At 73.0% G+C, this 21627-nt stretch carries 25 protein-coding genes and 1 pseudogene; 4 read left to right on the forward strand and 22 right to left on the reverse strand.

From position 1 onward, the window contains the following. Positions 1–259: FAD-binding protein (locus tag TR46_RS31280; protein ID WP_152626790.1), on the reverse strand; the 259-nt coding region annotated here is incomplete at its 3' end. A 160-nt stretch (positions 260–419) separates the two neighbouring features. Continuing rightward, on the reverse strand, positions 420–1673 hold the full coding sequence (locus TR46_RS31285; RefSeq protein ID WP_042408358.1) for an MFS transporter: 1254 nt from the start codon (positions 1671–1673) through the stop codon (positions 420–422). Positions 1674–1814: 141 nt separating this feature from the next. On the opposite strand from TR46_RS31285, the gene TR46_RS31290 reads away from it, so the two are divergent. After that, positions 1815–2141, forward strand: coding sequence for a DUF6343 family protein (locus tag TR46_RS31290; protein WP_236655600.1), 327 nt, complete (start codon positions 1815–1817; stop codon positions 2139–2141). A 30-nt stretch (positions 2142–2171) separates the two neighbouring features. Here the strand turns inward: TR46_RS31290 and TR46_RS31295 are convergent, their stop codons facing one another. Genes TR46_RS31295 through TR46_RS31335 form a run of 9 tightly spaced genes read right to left on the reverse strand, consistent with a single transcriptional unit; the run spans position 2172 to position 11111 of the window. Next, positions 2172–3146, reverse strand: coding sequence for an alpha-ketoacid dehydrogenase subunit beta (locus tag TR46_RS31295; RefSeq protein WP_042408361.1), 975 nt, complete (start codon positions 3144–3146; stop codon positions 2172–2174). Then, the gene (locus tag TR46_RS31300) at positions 3134–4123 is read right to left on the reverse strand and encodes a thiamine pyrophosphate-dependent dehydrogenase E1 component subunit alpha (protein ID WP_042408366.1); all 990 of its coding nucleotides are present in this window, start codon (positions 4121–4123) and stop codon (positions 3134–3136) included. The genes TR46_RS31295 and TR46_RS31300 overlap by 13 nt, the downstream gene beginning before the upstream one ends. A 21-nt stretch (positions 4124–4144) precedes the next feature. After that, on the reverse strand, positions 4145–5392 hold the full coding sequence (locus tag TR46_RS31305) for a M24 family metallopeptidase (protein ID WP_042408369.1): 1248 nt from the start codon (positions 5390–5392) through the stop codon (positions 4145–4147). Between the two features lie 2 nt (positions 5393–5394). Continuing rightward, a complete protein-coding gene (locus tag TR46_RS31310) occupies positions 5395–6411 on the reverse strand; it encodes an NAD(P)-dependent oxidoreductase (protein ID WP_236655601.1) in 1017 nt (338 codons plus the stop codon). Beyond that, on the reverse strand, positions 6408–7172 hold the full coding sequence (locus tag TR46_RS31315) for an ABC transporter ATP-binding protein (protein WP_042408371.1): 765 nt from the start codon (positions 7170–7172) through the stop codon (positions 6408–6410). Before TR46_RS31315 ends, TR46_RS31310 begins: the two co-directional genes overlap by 4 nt. Positions 7173–7176: 4 nt before the next feature. Further along, on the reverse strand, positions 7177–7911 hold the full coding sequence (locus TR46_RS31320; protein ID WP_052433250.1) for an ABC transporter ATP-binding protein: 735 nt from the start codon (positions 7909–7911) through the stop codon (positions 7177–7179). Further along, complete coding sequence (locus tag TR46_RS31325; RefSeq protein WP_042408374.1) at positions 7908–8945, reverse strand: branched-chain amino acid ABC transporter permease; 1038 nt, start codon at positions 8943–8945, stop codon at positions 7908–7910. Before TR46_RS31325 ends, TR46_RS31320 begins: the two co-directional genes overlap by 4 nt. Next, complete coding sequence (locus TR46_RS31330; protein ID WP_042408376.1) at positions 8942–9820, reverse strand: branched-chain amino acid ABC transporter permease; 879 nt, start codon at positions 9818–9820, stop codon at positions 8942–8944. The genes TR46_RS31325 and TR46_RS31330 overlap by 4 nt, the downstream gene beginning before the upstream one ends. A gap of 7 nt (positions 9821–9827) precedes the next feature. Next, a complete protein-coding gene (locus TR46_RS31335) occupies positions 9828–11111 on the reverse strand; it encodes an amino acid ABC transporter substrate-binding protein (RefSeq protein ID WP_052433251.1) in 1284 nt (427 codons plus the stop codon). Between the two features lie 145 nt (positions 11112–11256). Here TR46_RS31335 and TR46_RS31340 point away from each other — a divergent pair, with 145 nt between their 5' ends. Next, a complete protein-coding gene (locus tag TR46_RS31340) occupies positions 11257–12273 on the forward strand; it encodes a LacI family DNA-binding transcriptional regulator (RefSeq protein WP_042408437.1) in 1017 nt (338 codons plus the stop codon). Positions 12274–12523: 250 nt separating this feature from the next. On the opposite strand, the pseudogene TR46_RS44715 reads toward TR46_RS31340, so the two are convergent. Together TR46_RS44715 and TR46_RS31345 are read right to left on the reverse strand one after the other, a co-directional pair. Then, a pseudogene (locus tag TR46_RS44715) lies at positions 12524–12874 on the reverse strand (DedA family protein); the annotation flags it as partial. A 104-nt stretch (positions 12875–12978) separates the two neighbouring features. Beyond that, positions 12979–13221: a hypothetical protein gene (locus tag TR46_RS31345; protein WP_042408379.1), complete on the reverse strand. Its 243-nt coding sequence runs from the start codon at positions 13219–13221 to the stop codon at positions 12979–12981. Positions 13222–13504: 283 nt separating this feature from the next. On the opposite strand from TR46_RS31345, the gene TR46_RS31350 reads away from it, so the two are divergent. After that, positions 13505–14347 (forward strand): SAM-dependent methyltransferase, encoded by an 843-nt coding sequence (locus TR46_RS31350; RefSeq protein WP_042408441.1) that lies wholly within the window; start codon positions 13505–13507, stop codon positions 14345–14347. A gap of 24 nt (positions 14348–14371) precedes the next feature. Here TR46_RS31350 and TR46_RS31355 read toward each other — a convergent pair whose 3' ends face one another. Beyond that, positions 14372–14950, reverse strand: coding sequence for a DoxX family protein (locus TR46_RS31355; RefSeq protein WP_042408381.1), 579 nt, complete (start codon positions 14948–14950; stop codon positions 14372–14374). Between the two features lie 194 nt (positions 14951–15144). On the opposite strand from TR46_RS31355, the gene TR46_RS31360 reads away from it, so the two are divergent. Continuing rightward, a complete protein-coding gene (locus tag TR46_RS31360; RefSeq protein ID WP_042408383.1) occupies positions 15145–15576 on the forward strand; it encodes a DUF3052 family protein in 432 nt (143 codons plus the stop codon). 33 nt (positions 15577–15609) lie between these two features. On the opposite strand, the gene TR46_RS31365 is transcribed toward TR46_RS31360, so the two are convergent. The 8 genes from TR46_RS31365 to TR46_RS31400 all read right to left on the reverse strand — a co-directional run bounded on the left by TR46_RS31365 (position 15610) and on the right by TR46_RS31400 (position 21599). Further along, positions 15610–16248, reverse strand: a complete 639-nt coding sequence (locus TR46_RS31365) for a DUF3887 domain-containing protein (protein ID WP_052433252.1) — start codon at positions 16246–16248, stop codon at positions 15610–15612. Between the two features lie 65 nt (positions 16249–16313). Continuing rightward, the gene (locus TR46_RS31370; protein WP_042408385.1) at positions 16314–16931 is read right to left on the reverse strand and encodes an Rv1733c family protein; all 618 of its coding nucleotides are present in this window, start codon (positions 16929–16931) and stop codon (positions 16314–16316) included. A gap of 105 nt (positions 16932–17036) precedes the next feature. Further along, positions 17037–17513 (reverse strand): GNAT family N-acetyltransferase, encoded by a 477-nt coding sequence (locus tag TR46_RS31375; RefSeq protein ID WP_042408388.1) that lies wholly within the window; start codon positions 17511–17513, stop codon positions 17037–17039. Then, positions 17510–18370 carry an SAM-dependent methyltransferase gene (locus tag TR46_RS31380; RefSeq protein ID WP_084719104.1) on the reverse strand — a complete coding sequence of 287 codons (861 nt, stop codon included), beginning with the start codon at positions 18368–18370 and terminating at the stop codon, positions 17510–17512. Before TR46_RS31380 ends, TR46_RS31375 begins: the two co-directional genes overlap by 4 nt. Positions 18371–18478: 108 nt before the next feature. Further along, on the reverse strand, positions 18479–18811 hold the full coding sequence (locus TR46_RS31385; RefSeq protein WP_042408393.1) for an STAS domain-containing protein: 333 nt from the start codon (positions 18809–18811) through the stop codon (positions 18479–18481). A 104-nt stretch (positions 18812–18915) separates the two neighbouring features. Then, complete coding sequence (locus TR46_RS31390; RefSeq protein WP_042408395.1) at positions 18916–19521, reverse strand: DinB family protein; 606 nt, start codon at positions 19519–19521, stop codon at positions 18916–18918. Positions 19522–19574: 53 nt separating this feature from the next. After that, positions 19575–20579 (reverse strand): LacI family DNA-binding transcriptional regulator, encoded by a 1005-nt coding sequence (locus tag TR46_RS31395; protein ID WP_236655602.1) that lies wholly within the window; start codon positions 20577–20579, stop codon positions 19575–19577. A 30-nt stretch (positions 20580–20609) separates the two neighbouring features. Continuing rightward, positions 20610–21599, reverse strand: coding sequence for an ABC transporter substrate-binding protein (locus TR46_RS31400; RefSeq protein WP_042408402.1), 990 nt, complete (start codon positions 21597–21599; stop codon positions 20610–20612). Positions 21600–21627: the final 28 nt, after the last annotated feature.

Consider the following 21627-nt stretch of genomic DNA (forward strand, 5'->3'; position numbering starts at 1 on the left):
GCCCCCGCCCCCCCTCCTGCCGGCCCCGCCGCAGCAGCTCGGCCGGTGGCGTGCCGTCGAGTCCGAGCAGTCCGTGCACGCCCTCAGCAGGTGCGTTGCGCGGCGAACCGCCGTCGATCACCACCACCGTCCGCCGGGACCGCGCGAGCATCAACGCGCCGTTCAGCCCGGCAGCGCCGCCGCCGATCACCACGGCGTCGACGGTGCCGCCGGGCAGTTCGTCGTAGTCGGTGCCATGCACATCCGTTGTCGCAGCCATGTCGTCGCGCTCCTCTGTTCCGCTCACACGGGCCCGGCCGGTCCGGGGTCCGCCCACGACCTGACGCTAGGCTCGGATTGCCCAGAGAGCATGAGGGGTTGCCTATAACGCAAGGCATCGGCGATCCAGGAAGCCCGGCACGCAACACGCAGGATCGGCGTCAGCTGACGGTCCCGCGCGGCTGTTGTCCGGACCCGGCCCGCTGGGCCGGGTCCGGCATCGTGCGCTCCAGCAGCCGCATGGAGAGGGCGGCCAGCAGGTTCACCGCGCCCAGGACGATCCACGGCACCGCTCGGCCGAGCGCGAACAGGGTCGTGAAGAAGGCGGGCCCGAGCAGGCTCGCGAAGGTGAACGAGTACTGGAACACCGCGAGGTAGCGGCCGCGGGCCGGCGCCGGTGACAGCGCGGTGGCCAGCGCCATCGACACCGGGGCGTGGATGACCTCGGCGGCGACGAACAGCGCCGCACCCCCGACCAGCACCGGGACCAGCACTGCCGGGCGGCCGGGGACCAGCGTCGCGTACAGGAAGCACCAGGCCGCCCACAGCCCGGCGGCGGCCATCACCACCCGTGACCGCCGGAACGGCGTGAGGCGTCCGACCACGGGTGCGGCCAGCAGCGCGACCAGCCCGGTGTTGGCCACCAGGATCGCGGGGGCCAGGAAGCGCGGACCGTGCAGGCCCGTCAGCACGAACACCGGCAGTCCCAGGGCCAGCATCATGCTGGTCATCGCGAACGCCGTGTTGACCGCCGTGAAGCCCAGGAAGGTCCGGTCCCGCAGCATGCCCCGGTACCCGGCGCCCGACTCCCCCCGTGGGTGCGCCTGCCGGGGTGCGCGCACGAAAACAGCGATGGCGACCGCGGCGAGCAGATAGGCCGCCGCCGACCCAAGGGCGACCGCGCGGTAGCCGGCGTCGCTCCCCCGGGCGATGGCGATCCCGGCCACCACTCCGCCCGCGCTGAGCCCCGCGGTCCTGGTCGTATTGGTCCAGGCGAACCAGGTGTCCTTGCTCCTGGTCGACGGACTCGCGTCGGCGAAGTCCGCGACCGCGGTGAACACGCTCGACCAGAAGAACCGAACCCCGATCGCGACCAGGCCCGAGGTGACCAGGATGCCGACCGGTCCATGCACCAGGTCGTAACCGACGTACCCGACGCCCTGCAGCAGCTGGGCCCCGACCACCAGCGGCAGCGCCCCGAAACGGTCCGCCAGCGCGCCCGCCCACACCGGCACCGGCAGGGTCACCGCATTGGCCACGCTGATCAGCACGCCCAGCAGGCCCAGCGACACATGCGTCAGCTGGCCGAAGAAGACCAGCGGCAGCGGCAGGAACAGCCCGTTGCCGATCGAGTCGACCACCAGCGCACCCATCAGGACGGCCCCGCCCCGACTTCCCCTCGCCGGTGTGGACATCGTCCCCCCTGATCGACACGGCGCGCAGAGCCTCTCCCCGACGGGGCCGGGTGTCAACCGAAATCCGGTGCCGTTCGGGCCCGCGGTGTTCGCACCGGTGGGGGCCGGGTAGGGGTCGAAGGAGAGGCCCGGGAGGTTCCCATGCGACACATCGGAGGCCACTTCGCCCACGGCACCCACCTGACCAGGGGGGAGATGCGGCGGTTCGCCAACGACGGCTCGGAACCGGTCACCGCCCGCAGCGACCTGCCCGCGCGGCGGCTGCTGGCGCAGGCCTTCGGCGCCCTGTTCCTGGCCGGGACGGTGTTCTTCTGCCTGCTGGCCGCGGGCGCCAGGCCGGGCAGCAGCCCCGGGCGGCTCTTCTTCACGGTGTACGCGGTGATCTGCGCGTTCTTTGTGCTCGTCGCGGTGGTGGACCTCGCCGTGGTGCGCCGGCGCGCCGAGGAGCAGCGCCGCTGGGGCCGCTGACCCGGGCCGCCCCTCCGAGCCCCCCGGGGCCTACCCCAGCGCCTTGAGCACCGTGTCCGTGATCCGGGAGACCGAGGGCCGGGCCAGGTCCTCCAGGGTGTCGGCGGACGGGAGCGGGATGTGCGGGGTGGTGATCCGGACGATCGGTCCGCGCAGCGCCGGGAAGGCCTCCTCGGCGACGATCGAGGCGATCTCCGCGCCCCAGCCGCACAGCCGGGGGTTCTCCTCCACGGTGAACAGCCGGCCGGTGCCGGCCACGGCGTCCAGCAGGGTGCGGACGTCCAGCGGGACCAGTGAGCGCAGGTCCACCACGGTGCAGCCGACTCCCTGCTCGGCCATCCGCTCGGCCGCCGTGACGGCGCGCGGGACCATCGCGCCCACCGCGACCAGGGTGGCGTCGCCGCCGGTGCGCAGCACCCGCGCCCTGCCGAGGGTGTCCAGCAGCTCACCGTCCGGGACCTCGCCGCGGACCGGGTAGAGCGCCTTGGGTTCGAGGACCAGCACCGGGTCCGGATCGCGCACCGCGGCCGCCAGCAGTCCGATCAGGTCCGCCGGGGTGGCCGGGAGCACCACCTTCAGCCCCGGGACCGCCATCGCCCAGTTCTCCACGCTCTGCGAGTGCTGCCCGCCGAAGCGCAGCCCGCCGCCGTTGGCGGTGCGGATCACCAGCGGCAGCGACACCTGACCGTCCGTCATATAGCGGGTCTTGGCGATCTCGTTGGCGACCATGTCCCAGCAGACCGCGAGGAAGTCGCTGAACATGATCTCCGCGATGGGCCGCAGCCCGGTCATCGCCGCGCCCATGGCCGCCCCGAGGATGGCCTGTTCGCTGATCGGGGCGTCCAGCACCCGGCGCGGCCCGAACTCCTCCAGCAGTCCGGGCGTGGTCTTGAACACCCCGCCGGCCGCGGCGACGTCCTCGCCGATCAGCACCACCCGCTCGTCGCGGCGCATCTCCTGGGCGATGCCCCGGCGGACGGCGTCACGGTAGGTCAGTTGCGCCATGAGGAGCCTCCGTCGGTCCAGACCTGGCTGAGCAGTCGTTCCGGTGCCGGCGGCGGCGCGGCCTCGGCCGCGTCGGTGGCCGCGTCGACGGCCGCCCGCACCTCGGTGTCGATGTCGTCGAGGATCTTCGCCGGGATGCCTCGGCGCAGCAACCGTTCGCGGTAGCCGGACACCGGGTCGCGGGCCAGCCACTCCTCGACCTCCCGGGCCGGACGGTACTTGCCGGGATCGGCCCTGGAGTGCCCGCCGTGACGGTACGTCAACGCCTCGACCAGGCTGGGGCCTCCGCCCGTGCGGGCCCGCTCCAGCGCGGCCCGGGCCACCCCGTACACGGCCTCGACGTCGTTGCCGTCCACCACCAGGGGATCCAGCCCGTAGCCGGCCGCCCGGTCGGCGGCCGGGCGGGGCACGGCGGTGACCGAGGCGATCGGGGTGTACTCCATGTAGAGGTTGTTCTCGCAGACGAAGACCACCGGCAGCCGCCACACCGCGGCGAGGTTGAGCGCCTCGTGGAAGGCGCCGATGTTGGTGGCGCCGTCGCCGAAGAAGCAGACCGCCGCCTGCCCGCTGCCCCGGTACTGCGCGCTCCAGGCCGCGCCCACCGCGATCGGCAGATGGGCGCCGACGATGGCGTAGGAGCCCATGACGCCGTGCTCGACGCTGGTGAGGTGCATGGAGCCGCCCTTGCCTCCCATCAGTCCGCTGTCCCGGCCCAGGAGTTCGGCCATCACCGCGGCCATCGGAGCGCCCCGCACCAGGGTGTGCGCATGGCCCCGGTAGGTGGCGAAGGTGTAGTCGTCGCGGCGCATGGCGGTGCCGAAGCCGGCCGCGATCGCCTCCTGGCCGAGGGAGAGGTGGCTGGTGCCCTTCACCAGGTTCCGCAGGAAGAGGTCGTAGGCGCGCTTCTCGAAGACCCGGACTTCGACCTGGCGGCGGTAGAGCTCCAACTGGACGTCGGGACAGGGGTTGTCGTTCACGGAGCGCCTCCTGACGCAGGCTCAGTACGCATGGGTGACGAAGAGGTCCTGGGCCGGGAACCGGGTGAGCACCCGCGGTCCATCGGCGGCGACCAGGATCTCCTCCTCGATCCGGGCCGCCGAGTAGCCGTCGGCGGCGGGGCAGTAGGTCTCCAGGGCGAAGACCATCCCCTCGGTGATCTCCACCGGGTGGGTCAGCGAGTTGAGCCTGCTGATGATCGGCCGCTCGTGCAGCCCGAGACCCAGGCCGTGGCCGAACTGCAGGCCGAAGGCGGCCATCTCGTCGGCGAAGCCGAACTCGGTGGCGGCCGGCCACACCCGGGCGATCCGGTCGGTGCCGACGCCCGGCTTCACGAGCTCGATGGCTGCGTCGATCCACTCCCGCGCCCTGGTGTAGGCGTCGCGCTGGGCCGGCGTGGCGCTGCCGACCGCGAACGTCCGGTAGTAGCAGGTGCGGTAGCCGTTGAAGGACTGGATGACGTCGAAGAAGGCCTGGTCGCCGGGGCGGATCAAACGGTCGGAGAAGTTGTGCGGATGCGGGTTGCAGCGTTCGCCGGACACCGCGTTGATCGCCTCCACATCGTCCGAACCCATCTCGTAGAGCCGCTTGTTGGCGAGGGCGACGATCTCGTTCTCGCGGACGCCGGGGCGCAGCGCCTCGGCGATGTCCTGGTAGACGCCGTCCACCATCGCCGCGGCGGTGGACAGCAGCAGGATCTCGTCCTGGGACTTGAGCTGTCTGGCGTCCAGCATCACCTGCTGGGCGTCGGCCAGCAGCACGCCCTGCGCCGCGAGTTCGAACACCAGCGGCAGTTCGGCGACGTCCACCCCGACCGGCATCCCGGCCACGCCCTCGGCCGCCAGCAGCTCGGTGATCTCATGGACGGCGGAGCGGAACAGTCCGGCGTCCGACGCGATGGCGCCGCGCAGTCCGAGCAGCCCGGCCCGGCTGTGGCCGGGGGCCAGCCAGGGCGCGTACAGCTCGTGGTGGCGCGCGGCGGAGCCGAAGTCCCACACGTGCGGCTCACCGGTGCGGGTGAGCAGGCAGTAGCGGGTGAACTTGTCGCGGGCCCACTCGCCGATCACGGTGGAGCTGAGGTAGCGGATGTTGTTGGTGTCGAAGACCAGCAGCGCGCCCAGCTCGGACGCCTCCAGCGCGGCGCGGGCGCGGGCCAGCCGGTAGTCGCGCAGCCGGGGGAAGTCGACCCGTTCCTCGAAGTCCACCGCGGTGCGGCCCGGCGCCGGGGTGAGCCGGCTGTTCGGCGGCATGCTCAGCTCCTCCCGGTCGGGTCCGCCGCGCGCCCGAGCCCCGAGTCGACCTCGGTGCTCTCCGCGACGAGGGTGAGCGCGGCCGCCCTGGCCTGCTCCAGCAGCAGTGCGGCGAAGTCCCGTTCACCGTGGCCGGCCCCGACCGCCGCCTGCACCAACTGGTGCACGGCGGCGGCGATCGGCACCGGGACCTCGGCACCGCGCGCGGCGGCCAGGCCGAGGTCCAGGTCCTTGCGCAGCAGCGCGGTGGTGAAGGTCGGGGTGAAGTCCAGATGGACCAGCGCCGGGGCCTTGTAGCGGGTGAAGGCCGAGGCCAGCACCGAGGAGTTGAGGAACTCCAGGAAGGCCGCCCGGGGCACCCCGTGCTTCTCGGCAAGGACGGTGACCTCGGCCAGGGACTGGGCGATGACGCCGAGCAGCATGTTGTGGCAGAGCTTGACCAGCCTGGCCTGCTCCCCGTCGCCGACATAGGTGACGGCCTCGCCGAGTACCGCCAGCAGCGGCCCGACCTCGCGGTAGGCGTGCTCGGGACCGGAGACGGCGAACCCGGCCCGGCCGGCTGCGACGACCCCGGGGTTGCCGCTGACCGGGGCGGCCAGCAGCGCCGTCCCGGAGCGGGCCGCCACCGCCCTGACCCGGGCCGACACCTCCGCGTCCACGGTGGAGAAGTCGACCAGGACGCGGGGGGCGCCGCCCCCGCTGAACAGGCCCTGCTCGCCCACGGTGACCTCGGCGAAGTCGGCGGAACCGGCCACCACGGTGAAGACGGTCCCGCAGCCGGCCAGGTCGCCGATCCGGTCCGCGATCACCGCGCCGCGGGCGGCCAGCGGTTCGGCCTTGGCCCGGGTCCGGTTGTGGACCAGCAGCGGGTGCCCGGCGTCGAGCAGCCGCCCGGCGAGGGCGAGGCCCATCCGGCCGGTGCCGATCCAGCCGGTGCCGGGCCGATCCGTGCCGGGCCGATCCGTGCCGGGCCGATCCGTGCCGGTCGCTCCGGTGCCGAACGGCTGGTTGGCGTTCAACGGCTCACCTCTCTCTGCTGTGCGGGCGGGTCCCCGCCCGCACCCAGGTAGAGCCGGGCCACCCGGGGGTCGGCCAGCAGCTCGGCGCCGCTGCCGGTCAGCCGGACCCGGCCGCTCTCCAGTACGGCCCCGCGGTCGGCGGCCGCCAGCCCGGAGCGGGCGTTCTGCTCCACCAGGAGGATGGTCCGGCCGTCGGCGGCGAGCGCGGCGACGGTGTCGAAGACCGCCCTGCGGGCCCGCGGTTCCAGGCCGATGGACGGCTCGTCCAGCAGCAGCAGGACCGGTTCCAGCAGCAGCGCGCGGGCCAGCTCCACCTGCTTCTGCTCGCCGCCGGACAGCGACCCCGCGCTGGCCCGGCGCCGCCGTGCCAGCAGCGGGAACCGCTCGGCCAGCGCGTCCGCGCGCCGCCGGACCTCGCGGCGGCCGGCGCGGGTGCCGTCCAGCAGGTAACCGCCCATCAGCAGGTTGTCCCAGACCGTCATCGCCGGGAAGAGACTGCGCTCCTGCGGCACCTGGACGATGCCGCGCAGCAGCCGCTCGCGCGGCGACCGCCGGTCGAGCGGCTCACCGTGCAGCAGCACCTTTCCCCGGCCGGTCCGCAGCAGTCCGCTGACGACCCTGAGCACCGTCGACTTCCCGGCGCCGTTGGGCCCGATCAGGCACACCACCTCGCCCTGGTCCACCGTCAGGTCGACGCCGCGCAGCACCTCGCCGGCGCCGTACCCGGCGCCGACCCCCCGCAGTTCGAGCAGGACCGACACGGCCTCAGCCCCCCAGGTAGGCGTCGAGGACCAGCGGGTCCGCCTGCACGTCGCCGGGCGGCCCCTGGGCGATGACCCGGCCGCCGGCCATCACCACCACCGGGTCGCACAGCCGCATCACCAGGTTCATGTCGTGCTCGACCACCAGGAAGGCGGTCCCCGCGGCGTGCCGGGCCCGGATGTGGCGTTCCATGGTGCGGACCATGGTCGGGTTGACCCCGGCAGTGGGCTCGTCCAGCAGCACCAGGGACGGCGAGCTCATCAGCAGCGCGGCGAACTCCAGCAGCTTGCGCTGGCCGTAGGAGAGCTCCTCGGCCGGGTCGTCGGCCAGGCCGGCCAGCGAGAACTCCGCCAGCAGCGCCTCGGCCCGGTCCCGGTCGTCGGCCCGGACCCGGGGTCCGGCCAGGGCGGCCCGGCGGCGGCCGGAGGCGATCAGCAGGTTCTCCAGCACGCTGAGGTCGGCGAAGACCCTCGGCTGCTGGAAGGTCCGGCACAGGCCGCGCCGGTACAGCCGGGCCGGGTCGGGCCGGGCGACCCTGCGGCCCTCCAGCAGGATCTGTCCGGCGTCGGCCCGGAGGTAACCGGTGACCACGTTGAACAGGGTGGTCTTGCCCGAGCCGTTGGGACCGATCAGCCCGGTGACGGTGGACCGCCGCACCGTCAGCGAGCAGTCGTCGAGGGCGGCGACCCCGCCGAAGCGCCTGGCCAGCCCGCGGACCTCCAGCAGCGGCGCGCTCACGGCTGCTCCCCCGCCACGTCCGCAGCGATGTCCCCACCGGTGTCCGCGCTGACGCCCGTGCCGACGTCCGCCCGCAGCGTGCGCGCCCGGCGCTGCCTGCTCCGGTACCGGTCGCCGAGGGTCGGCAGGACGCCGCGCGGCAGCACCAGCATGACCAGCACCAGCAGCGCCGCGTAGCCGAGCAGGTAGAGCTGGCTCGCCCCGTACTGGTAGGCCAGGTACTGCTGGGCCGGGGCGACGATGAACGCCCCCAGCACCGGTCCCCACAGGGTGCCGCGCCCGCCCAGGAAGACCATCAGCACCATGGCCACGGTCACCAGCGGGTCCACCGCGAACTGCGGGTAGATGAAGGACAGGTAGTACGCCCACACTCCCCCGGCCATGCCGGTGATGCCCACCGACAGCGCGAACGCGCCGAGCTTGGCCGTGCCCACCGGCACACCCACCCCGCGGGCCTTGTCCTCGTCCGCTCGGATCGCCAGCAGCGCCAGCCCGAGCCTGCTGCGCAGCACCGCGTGGGAGAGCAGCAGCGCGAGCACCAGCAGCGCCAGCATCGCGTAGTAGAAGGGCCGTTCGAACGTGGCGGGGGCGAAGTCGGGGACCGGCATGGCCACCCCCTGCGCGCCGTGGGTGATCCCGCGCAGGTTGTAGGCGAGGGTCTGCGCGACGAACAGCAGGGTGATGGTGACGATGGCGAACACGTCGGCGCGGGTGCGCATGGCGATCCAGGCCACCGGCAGGCCCGCCGCGGCGACCGCCAGGCCGACCAGCGGCAGCACCGCGAAGGGGGTGAGGCCGGCGCCGATGCCGTGGTGGTTGAACCAGAGCGCCTCCGTGTAGGCGCCCAGGCCGAAGAAGGCGGCGTGGCCCAGCGAGGGGTAGCCGGCGTAGCCGCCGACCAGGTTCCAGGCACTGGCCAGCGCCGCGTACATCAGGGTGAACAGGGCGATGGTCATCACCCAGGGCGCGGTGGCCAGGAAGGGGAACACCGCCAGCAGGGCCGAGAGCGCGGCGATCGCCGCCGCCGTCCTCACAGCGCCCCCCGCAGCCGCGCGCCGAACAGCCCGCCGGGCCGCACCAGCAGCACCGCGAGCAGCACCACGAAGAAACTGAAGTCCGACCACACCGGCGAGACCAGCGCGCCCACCAGCGCCGAGACCACGCCCATGGCCAGCGCCGCGATCACGGTGCCGCCCAGGCTGCCCAGGCCGCCGAGGACGACGATGGACAGCAGCCGGGAGATCAGGTCGTAGTGGCTGCCGGGGTTGAAGGAGTACACCATCCCGTAGACCGCGCCGGCCGCGGCGGCGGTCGCCGCGCCCAGGCCGAAGCCCAGCGCGGCCACCCGGCCGCTCTCGACGCCCAGCAGCCTGGCCGCGGTCGGGTTCTGCACGGTGGCGCGGACCGCGCGGCCGAAGCGGGTGCGGCCCAGCAGCAGCGCCAGCGCGCCCAGGGTCGCCAGTGACAGCAGGCAGGCGGCCAGCCGCACCTCGCCGACCTGGTAGCCGGCCACGGTCCAGGAGCGGTTCACATAACCGGGCTGGATGGAGCGGTAGTCGGACTTGTACACCAGGGTGAGCACACCCTCGATCCCCAGCGCGACGGCGAAGGTGACCAGCAGCGACAGCTGCGGGGCGTCCGAGCGGTGCAGCGGCCGCAGCAGGCACCACTGCACGGCCGTCCCGAGCAGGAACATCGCCGGGGCCACCAGCAGCACGGTCAGGAAGGGGTCGATGCCGAACGCGTCGAACAGGGAGGAGCTGAGGTAGGCCGCCAGGATCACCAGCGCGCCCTGGGCCAGGTTGACCACCTTGAGCACGCCGAAGATCAGCGTCTGGCCGCTCGCCATCAGCGCGTAGACGCCGCCGGTGAGCAGCCCGAGGATGACCGCCTGGATGGTCTCGTGCACGCCGCGCTCACCCGCTCCAGGGCAGCTTGCCCAGCACCGGCGCGGTCTGCGCGCGGTCGGCCGGGAAGACCGGCAGCAGCTTGCCGCCGATCCATTGCACCAGCACGTACGAGGCGTTGGCCGCGCCGTCGTCGTTCCAGCTGAGGTTGCCCTCCAGGGTGGGCCAGCTGCCCGAGTGCAGGGTGCTGATCAGCGTGGCGTTGTCGACCTTGCCCATCTTGGCGGCGACCTCCTGGACCAGCTGGCCGCAGGAGTACGCCTCGGCGGAGGTGCTGTCGATGCTCGCCCCCGTCCCCCCGTAGGCCGCGGTGTAGGCGGCGACGAAGGCGGTGTTGCCGCTGGTGGTGGCCGTGGGGAACCAGTCCCCGGAGGAGAAGACGCCGTCGACCTCGCCCGCGCCGACGTTCTTGGGGAAGTTCAGCGGGTCGTTGGCGCCGTTGGACAGGTAGAGCAGCTTCGGCGCCCACTTGAGCTGCACCATGGCCTTGACCAGGGCGTACGCGTCCGCCGACTGGGTCCCGGCGACCACCAGGTCCGGCTTCTTCGCGGCCATGGCGCTGACCACCGGGGACAGGTCGGTCGCCTCGGCGGGGTAGATCTGCTGGTACACCGTGCGGATTCCGGCCGCCTGGAGCCGGGAGCGCACCTCGGCCGCGATCGGCGAGGCGAAGGGGTCGTCCAGCGCGGGATAGGCGGCGGTGGTGGGGCGCTGGGAGGACGGCAGTGACAGGATGTAGTCGGCGAAGACGTCGCCCTGCTGGACCACCGGCGCCGGCTGCACGAAGAAGAGGTTGTGCAGGTGCTGGCTGAACACCGCCGGGCCGCCGCCGGCCGGCTCCAGGAACGCGTAGCCGTAGCGCTTGGCGACCTGCGAGGCGGGGACCGTCAGCAGGCTGGAGAAGGGGCCGAAGACCAGGTCCACATGGTTCTTGGTTATCAGGTTCTGATAGTTCGTCACCACCTGGGTGGGACTCGACGTGTCGTCGACGACGTCCAGCACCACCTTGCGGCCCAGCACTCCGCCCGCGGCGTTCACGGTCCTGGCCCAGAGCTGGTAGCCGCGCTGGGCGGACTTGCCGGAGTCGGAGAAGTCGCCGGTCAGGGAGAGGGAGATGCCGATGGTCAGCGGCGGGCGTGCGTCGGATGAGGCGGAGACGGGATGGGCCGGCGAACTGCTGCAGCCCGCGAGGGCCAGCCCGGCCGCCGCCAGCGCCGCGGCGACGGCCCGCAGCCGCCCGCCGTCGGCCGTCCCGCCCCTGCCGCCCCTGGTGCCGTTGCTGCGATTGCTCATGGTCCGCCGTCCTTCCTGAACGCGGCCAGAACACTGCGAACGATTGCGGTGGAGTCTCCTGCTGGTCTGACGGACTGTCAATGACTGTCGCCCATAAGCGGTGCAATGGATTGCGGTGATCGGCGTCCGCGCCTACGGTGACACCATGGCCGGCCGACGCCCCACCCTCGACGACGTGGCCCGCGCCGCCGGCGTGCACAAGGCGACGGCGTCCCGCGCGCTCAACCCGGAGACCAGGAACCAGGTCAAGTTCGAGACCGCGCACCGGATCACCGTCGCCGCCCGCCGCCTCGGCTATGTGCCCAACACCCTGGCACGCGGACTGCGCACCAGCCGGTCGACCGCGGTCGGGGTGCTGGTTCCGGACCTCACCAACCCGCTGTTCCCGCCGATCGTCCGCGGCATCCAGGACCGGCTGGACAGCCACGGCTACACCGCCCTGCTGGTGAACACCGACAACGACGAGGAGCGCGAGCGGGCCCAGTTCGCCGAGCTCGCCGCCCGCCGGGTGGACGGCTTCATCGTCGCCACCGCCCGCCGCGACCACCCGCTGCTGGCCGAGGCCGTCGGCCGAGGCACCGCCCTGGTGACGGTCAACCGCACCGTCGAGCTGCCCGGCACCCCCGCGGTCGTCGGCGACGACGCCGACGGCGTCGCCCAGGCCGTGGCCCACCTGCGGGGGCTCGGCCACACCCGGATCGCCCACCTGGCCGGCCCGCAGTCCGTCTCCACCGGCGCGGTACGGCTGCGTGCCTTCCGGCAGGCGGCCGGCCGCGCCCGCGACGCGGTGGTGGAGTGCGCCGCCTACACCGAGCAGGCCGGCCGCGCCGGGGCCCGGCGGCTGCTGCTGGCGCACCCGTCGACCACCGCCGTACTGGCCGGGAACGACCTGATCGCCCTGGGGGCGCTGGCCGAACTCGCCGCCCAGGGCCGCTCCTGCCCCGACGACATCTCCGTGGTCGGCTTCAACGACATGCCTTTCGCCGACCGGTTCCGGCCGCCGCTGACGACCGTACGCGTCCCGCACCACGAGATGGGTGTGCAGGCTGCTGAGTTGCTGCTGGAGCTGCTGACCCGACCGCAGCCCGTCGCCCGTACGGTGGTGCTCCCGGCCCGTCTGGTCGTCCGCGGCTCCACCGCACCCCCGCCGGCGAGCCGGTGAGCGACTGGGTCCCGGCGACCCAGCCGTCCCGGGCCGCTGCGTCGAGGCCGGCACCGTGGAGACCGGCATCGTCGAGGCCGGCACCGGCGAGGCCCGGTTCGTCCTGGACCACGGTGGGAACGGAGCGTCGGCGCAGCAGGGGCAGCACGAACACGACCACCAGCACCACGGCGGCGACCACCGCCGCGCCGACCGCCCCCACCGTGCGGATGAGCTGCTCGACGGACGGGCCCAGGTAGTACCCGGCCGCGACGTTGCCGACGCCCCAGAGCACTGCCGCGACCGCGCTGTAGGGGAGGAAGCGGCGGTAGGGCAGCCCCGCGCCGCCGGCCGCGAAGGGCAGGAAGGAGCGCACGAAGCCGATGAAGCGGCCCGCGAAGACGGCCGGGCCGCCGCGGCGCTGCAGGAAGTCGCGGGCCCGGGCGGTCCGCTGCCGCATCCGGCCCCCGCCCGGGCGCCGCTCGTACCAGCGGCCCAGGGCATACCCTGCGCTGTCGCCGAGGATCGCGGCGCAGACCACCACGGCGGCCAGTGCCACCGGGTCGAGGTCGCCCCGGCCGGCCAGCGCCCCGGCGACCAGGATCAGCGACTCGCCGGGCATGAAGACCCCGAAGAACGCACTGGTCTCGGCCGCGGTCAGCAGGAACACGACGGCGTACGACCAGAAACCCGCTGCCTCGACGATCGCGGTGGGGTTCAAGGCGCTCACCCCCGGGGTGAGGCGCCCGGCCTCCGGACCGCGGACCGCCGACCGGCGAACCGCTCCGAGGCGAACCAGGCCAGCAGCGCCAGCGAGACGCTGGCGAAGGCGACCGGCAGCCGATGGTTGGTGATCAGCAGGGTCGCCGCCGCGTCCCCCAGCAGGGCCACGGCTGCGGCCACGGCGCGGACCCAGGCGCCGGACGGCAGCGTGCGCTGACGTTGGGTGCCGTGCGTCATGGTGCTCATCGAATCGCCTCCTGGCCCTGCGCGCCGGACCGGGCTGCGCACTGGCACAGCCCGGCCGCAGCCTTGTCTCCGACAGCAACCGGAGACTTCCTCCACCTATTCCCGGGAATCCCGATCAGCTGGGCGATTTTCGGCCGCAGTGGCGCGGACACTGGCTCCGACGGCCGGATCCGCACATGAAACGACGTCAGATGGTCGTCCCAGGACACAGAACAGCCCAACAGCGCGCCGTTTCCACCGTTAGCATGCACACCAGGAAGCAGGCCGACGGAAGAGGCGAATGATGTCAGACAGGGACTCGATGTCGCAGGAACCGCAGAACGACAGCTCGCCCGGCGTCGACCTGCGTATGGACGTCCCGCACTCGGCCCGGGTCTACGACTACCTCATCGGCGGGAAGACCAACTTCGAGGCCGACCGGGTGGCCGCCGAGGCCTCGGTGCGGGCCTGGCCGGCGCTGCCGGTCTCGATGCGCACCACCCGCACCTTCATGCAGCGGGCCACCCGCCACCTCGCCGAGAAGCACGGCGTGCGCCAGTTCCTGGACATCGGCACCGGCATCCCCACCTCGCCCAATGTGCACGAGATAGCCCAGGGCGTCGCCCCCGAGTGCCGGGTCGCCTATGTGGACAACGACCCGATCGTGCTCACCCACGCCCGGGCCCTCATGTCGAGCACCGCCGAGGGAGCCACCTGCTACATCGACGCGGACCTGCGCGACGTCGACTCGATCATCGGATCCGCGCGGCTGCGCGAGGTGCTGGACCTGAAGCAGCCGGTGGCGCTGTCCCTGATCGCGATCGTGCACTTCATCCTGGACGAGGACGACCCGCAGGGCATCGTCCGGCGGCTCATGGACGAGCTGGCCCCGGGCAGCTTCCTGGCGCTGACCGTCTTCACCGGCGACACCGACCCGGTGGGCGTCGGCGGCGTCGGCCGGGAGTACAACGCGCGCGGCATCCCGCTGCAGATCCGGGACCGGGCCGAGTCCCTGGCCTTCTTCGACGGCTACGACCTCCTCGACCCAGGCGTCACCCTGGTCCACCACTGGCTGCCGGACCCGGACGCCCCGCAGATCCGCGACCAGGACATCGCCATGTACGGAGGGGTAGCCGTCAAGCACTGACCGCCAGCGCCTTCCCGGCCCCCGTCACTCCCCTTCCGCTGCCACCGGCTCGGCGTCCGCGGGTCCGGCGTCCGCGAGCCACGGCTCGGGCTGCGGCTGCGGCTCGGGCCGGTAGCTCAGCGCCAGCAGCCCGGCCGCGGCGGCGGTGCCCAGGCCGGCGGCGGCCAGGGCCGGCAGCGGGCCCTCGCTGCGCCGCTTCAGCAGGCCGTCCACCGAGTAGCGGCCGTGGCCCAGCGCGGCCAGGGCGATCGCGGCGCCGGCGACCACCCCGGTGTACTCCCAGCCGCCCTTGAAGACGAAGTACCCCTTGCCCCGGTGGTCGGTCCTGGCCGCCACCGCCATCAGGCCCACGGCCGCCGCGGCGGGCAGTGGATTGGCCAACCCCACCGTGAGCGCGGCACCGGCCGCCATCTCGGTCCCGGCCGCCATCCGGGCGTGCACCGCGGCCGGCCTGAGCCCGAGCGCCTCGAACCAGCCGGTCGTGCCCTTGAGACCGCCGGGGCCGGAGACCTTGTTCCAGCCGTGCACGAAGAGCATCGGGCCGAGCGTCGCGCGCAACGCGAGCGCGGCGGTGTCCCTGGAGTGGTGACTGGTTCCGGTCATGGGTCCTCCGAGCGGGAGCGGCGCTGACGGTCGGTCAGCGGACGGGCGGCGCAAGGTGCTGCAGGACAGGCTCGCGCCTCCCGCCTCCGTCCGCCACACGTCGGAGCCGTGATCCGCGCCTCAGCCGAACACCGCGCGCCGGGCTTGCGCGCCGCGCACTTGCACCCCGCCTCGCGCGCCCCGATGCTTGGCGGGTGTCCGCAACCCCGCCCCCCGCGACCCCGCTGACCCGCAAACTCGGCATCAAGCCCGAGGCCAGGGTCGCCGCGCTCGCCGCTCCGTCCGGCTTCGAGGCGCTGCTGTCTCCGCTGCCCGGCGGCGTCGTCCTCCGCACCGGGCTGGAGGGCGCGACCGAACCCTTCGACGTGGTCATCGCCTTCGCCGTGCTCCGCGCCGAAGTGGTCGACGCCGTCGCCCGGGCGCGTCCGCTGCTGGCTCCGGCCGGCGGGCTGTGGATCGCCTGGCCCAAGCGCGGCTCGGGCCGGGCCACCGAGGTCTCCGACGACCTGGTCCGCGAGATCGCGCTGCCGACCGGCCTGGTCGACAACAAGGTCTGCGCCGTCGACGCGACCTGGACCGCGCTGCGCCTGGTGATCCGCCGCGAACTCCGCCGGCCCGCCGGCTGACCCAGACTTACCGCACTACGGGGCTTACCGGGCTCACGGGGTATCCGGGGCCAGCACGAAGAGCCCGGCGACCTTCTCCTCCGTGTCGAAGGCGACCCGGGCCTTCATCTCGCCGGCCTCGTAGCGCAGCGGGATGTCGACGACCGTGTGGTCGCCGATGCGGCGGACGAAGGGCTCGCCGTCCCCGAAACCCTCGAACGCACCGACCAGGCCGGCGACCGTGGCCATGGCGTCGCCCCGGACCTCGTCGGTGAAGGCCTCCAGGACCTTCGCGTCGAAGGAGGGCCTGGCTTCGTCCATCCGTCCGTCGAGGACGGCCGTGACGATCGTGATCGCGCGTTCGGCGGCATCGGCCATGCGCACGGTCTTGTCCATGGGTTCTCCCGTTCGGGGATCGATGGGCTTGCCGAACCGCTGGAACGCGGCCTGGCGGGTGACTCCGAGCAGATCCCCGAGCTCCTGCCAGGTGTGGCCGGCGTCCCGGCTCTGCTGCACGCACAGCCTGAGCACCTGCTCCGCCGACGCGTCGAGGTCCCGGGCGCGCCGCACCAGGTCCAGGTAGTCGGGTGTCGCCAGCGGGCTGCCCAGCGCCCGGGCCAGGACCGAGCTCTGCTCGGCCAGCCGACTGCTCAGGGCGGTGAGCGTCGTGAAGCCCTCGGGGGAACCGGTCATACGTCAAGGTTGCCTTTACAACCCATCGATGTCAAGCGATCCTTTACAGTTCCGCTGACGCAGCGTCAACCGCGGCCGGTCCAGAGCGGTCCCACCTGCTGCCACTCCTGCCCCCAGGCCCGCAGGTCGGCCCGGTCCAGGCGGGCGCGGGCGAGGCCGGACGCGGCGAGGGCCGTGCTGTCCGCCGCCACCAGGACCAGCATTCCGATGAAGAGGGACTTGCCGAGCGAGTTGGCGGGGCCGGGCGGGGCCATGGCGGGGCGGTCTGAGGAGTCGAGCCACAGCGTGACGCTGCTGCCGGCCGTCGCCGTTCCCGAGATCGACACCCGGGCCTGGTGGACGGTGCCCCAGGAGTCCGTCCAGCGCACGTCCGAGCGGAAGTCCGCACCCGCCGACGGGGTCGGCTGGGCGGCGTCGGTGAGGACCGTCGCCCGGACCTGGTGCAGGGCCGCGGCCTGCCGCTCCGCGACCGCGCGCTCGTGCTGGTAGATCCCCAGACTGAGCAGGGCCGAGAGCACGCCGGCGACGAGCAGGGCCAGGGTGAGCAGCACGCGCAGCCGGCCCCGTCGGACGTCGCTGCGGCGGCGCAGCGGATTGTGGCGCCGGGTCAGGGCCGTGGCCAGCCGGGAACCGCGCGGGCCGGGCTCGTGCTGCGGGGCGGGCGTGGCCGAGGGCGTCGTCATCGCGTTCCCCCTCCTCCCGAGCCTGCCGGTCCCCCACCGGCGCTCCGGGTCCATGTTCACGGGCTTCGGGCTACCCGTCCATTCTGCACCCGGGCTGCCCCGGAGCTACCCGGTTCGTGCCTCAAGCATCGGCAGGACCCGGCCCGGAATGGACCCTGACGGGCCCTCACCGATCCGCCGAGCGCCCATGGCCAGGTAGAAGGGCTCGGCATGCGGGTCGGCGTCGATCGTCAGCCGTTCGAAGCCGAGTTCGCGGGCGCGGTCGAGCACATGGCGGTAGAGCAGCCGCCCCAGACCCCGGCCGATCGCGGCCGGCTCGACGAACAGCATGCCGAGCGTGCCCTGCGGCGCCTCGCCCTCCAGGGTGCTGAAGCCCAGCACGGCCCCGTCGGCCTCGGCGACGGTGACCCGACGGGACGCCATGGTGCCCGGCTCCATCCGCAGTTCGTCGGCGCACGCCGCCAGGAACGCCTGGTCGTAGCCCCAGTGGCCCTTGGACCGCAGCGCCAGCGCGGTCAGCTCGCCCGCCTCGTCGTCCCGGGCGGCCCGGAGCCGTACGGCGGGCTGCGGGGCACCCGTCATGCCGGGCCCGGCTTGCGGCCGATGCCGCCGTAGGAGGAGACCTCGGCGTCCGTCAGTGCGGCGAACGGGCTGTCGGCCGGCTCGGGCCACCAGCGCGAGATCAGGTCGACCCCGGGCTCGGGCAGCGACAGGCCGTCGAAGAACGCGGCGACCTCGGCATGGTTGCGGATCTTCGTGCGGATGCCCGCGGCGGCGTAGGTCGCCTCGACCTGGCCCCACTCGTCGGGCGCGAAGTCATGGGTGACCTGCGACAGCGCCAGGAAGCTCCCGGCCGGCAGCGCCTGCAGCAGCTCGCCGACCAGGCCGTAGGGGTTCTGGTCGTCGGGGATGAAGTGCATGATCGCGATCAGCATCAGCGCCACCGGCCGGTCGAGGTCCAGGGTGTCGAGGAGCTGCGGCGAGGACAGTATCGCGGCGGGGTCGCGCAGGTCGGCGTCGATGTAGGCGGTGCGGCCCGGCTTGGCGCTGGTGAGCAGGGCCCGCGCGTGGGCGAGCACCATCGGGTCGTTGTCGACGTAGACCACCCGCGCGGTCGGGTCGACGGCCTGGGCTATCTCGTGCGTGTTGGGGGAGGTCGGGATCCCGGTGCCGATGTCCAGGAACTGGCGGATCCCGTGCTCCGAGGCCAGCCGGTGCACGGCGCGGCGCAGGAAGCGCCGGTTGGCGCGGGCCGCGTGGGTGACGAACGGGGCGTTCTGGATGACCTTGTCGCCCGCCTCGCGGTCGGCCGGGAAGTTGTCCTTGCCGCCGATGAAGTAGTCGTACATCCGGGCCGTGTGCGCCACGTCCGTACGCAGGTCGACCCGGGACGGCGGGTCCCCCGCCCCGGCCTTCATCCACTCCGTCGAACCCGCCATGTCCACTCCCGGAGTGTAGTTCTGATGAATGATCAACGACCCTATCAGGCTCGTCCGTGCCCACCCCTTCCTCCCCGCACCCGGCCCCCGCCAATCGCACCGGCCCCGTCAGCCCTGCTCGGGGTCGGCGAGCGAGCGCCACACCTCCGCGCAGTCCAGGATCCGGTGCAGCGGCGGCCGGACCCGGACCAGGCGCAGCCGGACCCCGAAGTTGGCGGCCCGCTGCTGGACCCGGAACAGCGCGGCCACGCCGCAGGCGTCGGCATACGCCAGCCCGGCCACGTCCACCTCGATCCGCAGCACCTGCGGATCGATCAGGATCCCGGCGACGACCTCGGCCAGCGCACTGTCCGCGGTCGCGTCCAGGTCGCCCGCGAGCAGGATCTCCGCGGTCGGGCAGTCGTCCATCACCAGCACGGTCAACGCCGGTCGTACCGCCATCGAGAGACCCCCGTCGTCCCAACTGTGAGGGGCCTCAAGGTAGTTAAACGCAAGACCGGATGGACACAGTTTCTTCACGATTCACGGCAACCGTGTCCTTGCCGTTACGACCCCCCGGCACCGCCCGCCTCCTGGGCCGTGTGCTCCAGCCGGCGGCGGTACTCCTCCCACCACACCGGGCCCCCCTCGCCGTACGCCAGGTTGTCGTTGCCCTCACGCAGCCCGGCGGCCCCGTCGATCAGCTCCCGGACGATGTCGGCGTGGCCGGCGTGCCGGTGGGTCTCGGCGATCATGTGCACCAGGATCTGGTGCAGCGTCACCTCGCGGCGCTCCTCGGGCCACCACGGCACCTGGCCGGTCGCGCCGAGGTCCAGGGCGGCGAAGGTGGCGTCCGCGTGCTTCCACGCGCGGTGGTACAGGCCGACGATCTCCTCGCGCGACTCGTCGGCGGTGGCCCACAGGTCCGCGTTGGGTTCGGCGTCGTCCTCGAACCAGGGCTGCGGCTCCTCGGACGGCCGCCCGAAGGTGTCGCCGAAGTAGCCCAGCTCGGTGGCGGCGAGGTGCTTGACCAGGCCCAGCAGATTGGTCCCGGTCGGAGTCAGCGGCCGCCGGGCGTCGTACTCGGAGAGCCCCTCCAGCTTCCAGAGCACGGCATCGCGTGCGGACTGCAGATAGCGCACCAGGTCGGCCTTGGCCTTCGTCTCGTCCATGGCGGCAGTCTGCCACCGACCACCGGCGGCTTCCGCCGACGCGCGTGGTCCGCTCAGGTCTCGCCGGAGCCGCGCGGGATCAGCCTGGTGGGCAGCCGTACGCTCCTGGGCGGACCCGCGTCGCCGTCCAGGCGGCGGAAGAGCAGCTCGGCGGCGGTGCGGCCGAGCCCGGCCGGGTCCTGGGCCACCACGGTGAGTCCGGGGACCAGCAGCTCGGCCAGCTCCAGGTCGTCGAAGCCGACCAGCGCCGGGCGGTAGGGCAGGGCCGGCAGCCGCCGCAGCACCTCCAGGGTGATCCGGTTGTTGCCGGTCAGCAGCGCGGTCACCGGTCGGGGTCCGCCGGTCAGCCGGTCCAGGGCGGCCGCGACGGACGCCGGATCGGTGGGACCCATCGACACCTGGCCGGGCGCCACCGGCAGGCCGGCCGCCGCCATCGCCTCCCGGAAGCCGCGCAGCCGCTCGGCCGCGGTGTGGATCTGCGGCAGGTCGCCGAGGAAGCCGATCCGGCGGTGGCCCTGCCGGACCAGGTGCCCGGTGCCCTCCCGGGCGCCGCCGGCGTTGTCGCTGAGCACCGAGTCGGCCCCGATCCGCTCGGCCGGCCGGTCGACGAAGACCACCGCCGTTCCGGCCGCCAGTTCCGGCAGCAGATAGCGGTGGTCGTCCCCGGCCGGGACGACCACCAGGCCGTCCACCCGGCGGGCGCAGAAGGCCAGCGCCAGTTCCCGTTCGCGCTGCGGGTCCTCCGCGCTGGCACCGGTGAACAGCAGCGACCCGTTGGACCTGGCGACCTCCTCGACCCCGCGGCTGAGCACGGAGTAGAAGGGGTCGCCGAGGTCCTCCAGCAGCAGTCCCACGCTGGCGGTACGGCCCTTGCGGAGCATCCGGGCGCTGTCGTTGCGCCGGAAGCCCAGCTCGGTGATGGCGCTGCGGACCCGCTCGGCGGTCTCCGGGGTGACCCCCGGCTCGTCGTTGACGACCCTGGAGACGGTCTTCAGCCCGACCCTCGCCCTGGCCGCGACGTCCTTCATGGTGGGACGGATGCCGTACTGGGTGGTCATGCCAGGGAGCATACGACCACCGTCAGCCGCTCAGCAGGCCGCCTTGTAGAAGTACTTGCTGATGGACGGGTCGTTCATGTTCTGCTGGGTGATGGGGACCATGGTGGTGCCGATCGAGGCGGTCACCGGCTTGCCGTCGAAGGAAGCGACCAGCTGGTCCACCGCCTGGGCGCCGATGGCCGCCGGGTCCTGGGCGACCAGCACCTGGATGGTGTTCGCCTTCAGCGCGGTGACCTCGTCCGGCTCGGCGTCGAAGGCGACCACCTTGACCGCGCCCTGCTTGCCGGCCTGCTTGAGCCCGGTGGCGATGCCCTGGGCGGTGTTGGTGTTGCCGGCGAAGACCCCCCCGAGGTCGGGGTGGGCGGCCAGGGTGGACTGGATCTGCGAGGCGGCGGTGGCCGGCAGGTCGTTGTCGTAGAGGGTGGGGATGACCTTGATGCCCGGGTACTTGGCCATGCCCTGGGTGAAGCCCTTGATCCGGTCGTCGGTGGTGGAGACGCCCGGCTTGACGCTGATCACGATCACCGAGCCCTTCTCCCCCATCTGCTTGGCCAGGGCGTCCGCGGCGACCTGGCCGCCCTTGACGTTGTCCGAGGAGATCCGGGTGATGCCGATGGAGGGGTCGGTGACCGAGGTGTCCACCAGGCCGATCTTCGTCCCGGCGTTCTGGATCTGCTTCAGCGACGGGGTCAGCGCCGTGGTGTCGACCGGCGACACCAGCAGCCCGGCGGGCCTGGCGGCCGCCGCCGAGTCGATCAGCGGGCGCTGCACCGAGACGTCCCACTGCGCGGACCCGTCGGCGGTGAAGCCGACGCCCTTGGCCTTGGCCTCGGCCTGGGCGGCGCAGGTCATGGTGATGTAGAAGGGGTCGCTCTTCACCCCGGTGATCAGGGTGATGCTCTTGGCGCCGCCGCCCGAGCTGCCGGAGCCCGAGCTGCAGCTCGACAGGGTCAGGGCGAGTGCGGCCGCGGCGCCCAGCGCCAGCAGAGTTCTGGTGTTGTCCCGTGCCTTCGTTCCCATCGCGTCCGTTCTCCTTCTGCTGAGGGGT

The sequence above is a fragment of the Streptacidiphilus carbonis genome, assembly GCF_000787775.1.
Lineage (GTDB): Bacteria > Actinomycetota > Actinomycetes > Streptomycetales > Streptomycetaceae > Streptacidiphilus > Streptacidiphilus carbonis.